Below are 4,641 nucleotides of genomic sequence, written 5' to 3'. Positions count from 1 at the left end.
GTATAGCTCAACCGCAAGTGTTGCCCATGCAGGCCGCGCAAACTGAACAATTCCCCCGGTGCCACCATCACCTGCTGCTTAAGCAGGCGGTGGAACACGCCGCGCACATCCACCCGCCGCAACGAGCGCACCCAGACAGTGGCGCCACCTTGGGGATCGACGAAGTGCACGGCGTCTGCCAGTCGCTCCTCCAACAGTTGGGTCATCTGCACTTTGCGCTCCTTTAGCAGCCGACGCAGCACCAATAAGTGCTGATCGATTCGTCCATTGTTGTACAGACGCGCGATGGCCTTCTGACGGATCGGCGATAATCGGAACGATCGCAGCATAAAATGCCGCTGCAGCTCACCTCGTAGCTGCCGCGAAAGCAGATAGCCAAAGGGCGCTTCAGGCCCGATCACCTTTTCGAACGTAGAGAACACGATCAATCGGTCCGGGGCCAGCCAATCGCGAAACCGTGGGCGACCCGGCTCAAATTCGAGTTCGCCGTAACAATCATTTTCCAACACCCAACTGCCGAAGCGCTCCAGTAACTGCGCAGTCGATTGTCGGTTGCTGTCGCAAGCAACACTGCCGCGCGGCATGTTCAGGCCGGATGACAGCATCACCAGCCTCACCGGTTCGGTTTCCAGCAGCGTCTGCAGATGGTCAAGGTCCACACCGCCATCGGCTTGCAACGACAACTCGATGACCTGCACGTCGGCGTCCTGAAACAATCGCAGGATCGTCCAGTCGCATGGCGACTCCACCACAACCGTGGCGTCTTTGAGGCTGAGCACCGCGATCAATATTTCCAGGACACCACGCAGATCAGCACCGATGTAGACATCATCGGCGTGCCAACAGCGTGCAGGCGACGAGGTATAACGAGCCGCCAGCGCGGCGCGCAGCTCCCGTTCGCCACAGGGTTGAGAGGTCGGTTGCGGCTGGCGGGGATACTGACGCAACAGCTCTCTTTCAAGCAGCAACAACGGGCTGTCCAACGGCTGCAGCAGTGCGGGCTCGTCTGCGCTCAATACCAGCATTCCAGGGCGTCTGGCATTCACGTAGACCGTCTCCAGCAGGTCATTGCCGCTGCACGGTGGCCGGATAAACGACACGGGCAATGCGTAATAACCGGATTTGGCCACCGAATAAACTCGCCCCTCCTTTTCCAGCAGCGAATACGCGTACTGGATGGTCGAAATCGATACGCTCAGGCGGTCTGCCAACTGCCGTAACGAAGGCAGCCGCACCCGCGTGTCGCTGACCGGTTCACTGATCAGATGAGTCAGGTAACGGTATACAGCCTGATAAGCGAAGTCGGTTTCTCGCGGTCCTTTCATGGGCAGTGGCCGAACAGACGGAGCTCTGCCCCCTGCTGCCGAGTGCGTGCTATCAAGCCAAGCACTTTCAACGTCCCGTTGACCGTTCGTCCGGCATGGCATCAATCACCATCACTTCAGCTTGCAGGACTGTGTCCTCTGGCTCGGCGCGGGCTACTGGCCCCATGCGATAAAGCGCACCGAGCAGGCTGACCGGCAACCCGCTGACGTCGACCATCCATTGCAGTACCTGCTCGGGCGCAGGCTTGCCCTGCATTGCCCGATGCAGGTCGGGCAGCGCCACGAGCATGCCGGGATGACACTGGCGCAGAAAACGTTCGAGCGACGCGCCGTTCTCGACAAAGGGCGCAAACAGTAAACACACCAGTTGAGCTTCGTTCAGCCCGAGGTTTCTTTGCGCCTCGGTCGCCGCCAGTTCGCGCTGATCCAACAGGGTTGCCGGGTTGCCGTAGGCCTGCAATGCCTGATCGCACACAGGCTCTGGCAGTTGTTTACGTCGCATCATGACCAATAGCCGCTGCAAGTAATTGCTAATGCCGGCCTCATACGTCCGACCCTGGACGAAACAGGCCTGCAGCCCCTGTAGGTGTGCGGATATCGAAAGGCTGACGTATTCGTTATCGCCAACCTGAGGCGTCAGCCCGTCAGGCTGAAACTTGAGGAACTCGGTGAGCAGCGGCCAGCGCTCCTCCAGGTTGCTGACCAGCAGGTCGTGAATGTCGATGAATGTCGCGCGTCGACACGTCTCAAAACTTTCTGCGGGACGCCACACTGGCTGTTCATGGCCGGGATAAAATTCGCGATAGCAATCGCTGCCCAACTCATCAAGCCGCGCGAAGAGCTGCTCATAGCCGTTTTCAGGCGGCTCCTGCATCGGGAAGCCGGCCTTTGCCGCAGCACGGTTCAACCCCTCCATAAACTGCCTTTGCTGGCGCGGTGAATCGCTACTGACCAAGGCATCGACGCCCCGCTCCCATCGGGCGATTTGTCCGTAGAACTCGCCCGTTGCCAGGTAACCGTCATCCCACAGATCCAGAGGCCCGTTCCAGGTTCGGCGGTGGCCGACCATCAAGAGATTGAGGCGATTTGCCTCGCGGCCGRCTTCCGAGACTCCAACCCCGTGATTGAACGGCAGCACCTCGCGGTTATCGACCATCAACACTTCAACCCGAGGATCATCATAAAGAAACAACGCACTGCAACTGTGATGGATGTTTTCAAGGGCCGACGAGGCTGCGCCGTTCAAGCGCAAAGTTGCGACTCGCAGCTGGAATGTCGCAGGTGCCCGGCCGGCAATACTCAATTGCGCGGCGCGCAGCAGCGCGAGGGTGTAACAGCTGTCACGGGTCCCGGACTGGATCGTCAGCACCTTGAACTCGCCAATACGTTCCATGCCACCTGCAGCGACCACCACGCGCTGAATCAACAACTGCAATGCAGTGCGTTCGGCCCGTGAGAAGAAACTCAGCAATCGCTGCAGTACTTGCTGATAAACATAGTTCATTGCCTGATCATGGGTATTGGTCATCATTGTTTACCTGTTACTCATAGGTTCGATGTCACGCAAACAACGCTTCGCATTGCGCAATCGGTTGCCCGTCATGATTAAAGTGCTGTGCTTGATTTCAAATGCTAACACTTAGTTTTGAGTCACTATTTGAAACGATTAGAACTGGCAGACAAGCCGTCTGGCGACCGCGGGCCTACAGCCCCCGCAGACTGGGCGCCTGGTGATGGCGCGGAAGATCCTAGGAAATATCCGACAGCGTCCCACAGACAAGTAGCACGATAAATAAAGAAAGAAGTCACCCTGGTTTTTTTCAGCAACAGTTCGATAACGCGCTAATTGTTGAGTTTGTATTGCCGGAGCGCATTGAAAAGTATCTGCCCGATACCTGGCCATAGCTCATTCCTTGAGATGAAAGTAATCATTCAATTATCGGGGCTTATATGATGATTAGAAGATACAGATTGAGGGAAAAAACCAGTTCAGTTGCTGAACGGCCCCATCGTGGATTGACGGGTCGCCTCATAATTTCGGAGGGAGAATGAAAAAGTCCGTGCAAGCACGGACTTTTTTATGGGGCGTGTTACGCAGGCTCGACCAGAAGTGCCACCCGCTCGCGGCATRGGCATTCGTCCATGTAACGGTGTGCTTCGACAAACTCGGAAAACGGGAAAACCCGAGTCTTGAGCGGCAATAACACGTGATCAGCGGTCAACTGGTTGATGTCACGCAAGGCACGCTGCAGTGCGACCTGGTCCTGGGTGATACCCAACTCCGGCTTGCCGGTGAAGTTGCCGATACAGTGCACAAAAAACTGAATATTCTTCTGGAACGCTGCACAGGCCGGGAACGGCGTCTGGTTACCGCCTTGCAGGCCGTATAACACCAGGCTGCCACGAGGTGCGAGCACATCGCCCAGTAGCGACATCTGCGGACCGCCCAGCCCGTCGAACACCACATCCACGCCGCGGTTGTCCGTAATTTTGTTGATCCGCATGAGCAGATCTTCTTCTTCGGTAACGATGACTTTTTCGGCACCCAGCGTTAACAGGTATTCGCGCTCTTCCGCTGTTTTGGTGGCGGCAATCACTCGCACGCCCAAGGCTTTGCCGAGTTGTACGAACGAAGGCCCGGCACAATGACTGGCGTCGGTCACCAGGACAAATTGCCCGGGTTTGACCCGCGCAAGATCATTGAGAGCGAAGTAGGCAATCAGCAACGGCGTGTAATGCACGGCCGCTTCGATCGGACTCAGCACCTCCGGATAGCGGGTCAGTGCCGAACGCGGCAGAACAATCAGCTCGCCGTAGACCGGATAGTCGTTCGGGCTTTCGGCCGGGAAGCTGGCGACCTTGTCACCGACTGCCAGGTCATCGACGCCCTCGCCGAGCGCCGTAACGATACCGGCCATTTCCTGACCAAGGCCGGAAGGCAGGCGAGCATGGGACGGGGCCAGATTCTGACGCCACAGCGTGTCGTACCAGCTGATGCCAATCGCCTCGACGCGCACCTGCACTTCGCCCGGAGCAGGAAGCGCTGCCGCATGCTCTTCGCATTTGAGCACCTCGGCTGGACCAAACTTGTGAAAACGGATCGTGCGGGACATCGCAAACCTCGTCAAAGTAACCTCTAATGCCATGAACTCTATCCGGGCTTTCCAGCCAAGACCATCGGTGGCTATTAATAGTCGACATGCCTGTCATTGATTCCGCAGCACCGGCGACATTGTCAAATGTCGTGAAAATCGAAGCGGTCCTTCAGGAAAAATTGAATTACACGGTGCAGAGTAGCAGCCTTTCCCCGTAAGAT

3 protein-coding genes are annotated in these 4,641 nt (G+C 57.2%); all 3 read right to left on the bottom strand.

Annotation, left to right across the window (positions count from 1 at the left end; genetic code table 11):
* Positions 1-1,325, bottom strand: a 1,325-nt coding sequence (locus AC1DRJ_RS19605) for an aminotransferase-like domain-containing protein (RefSeq protein ID WP_477803606.1), incomplete at its 3' end; no start/stop codon positions are given.
* Between the two features lie 67 nt (positions 1,326-1,392).
* A complete protein-coding gene (locus AC1DRJ_RS19600; RefSeq protein WP_477803607.1) occupies positions 1,393-2,853 on the bottom strand; it encodes a hypothetical protein in 1,461 nt (486 codons plus the stop codon).
* 562 nt (positions 2,854-3,415) lie between these two features.
* Entirely contained in the window at positions 3,416-4,438 is a 1,023-nt protein-coding gene (locus AC1DRJ_RS19595) for a zinc-dependent alcohol dehydrogenase family protein (protein WP_477803605.1), read from the bottom strand.
* Positions 4,439-4,641 lie beyond the last annotated feature (203 nt).

The sequence above is a fragment of the Pseudomonas sp. P5_B2 genome, assembly GCF_056400445.1.
This window is presented reverse-complemented; position numbering and strand designations above follow the sequence as displayed.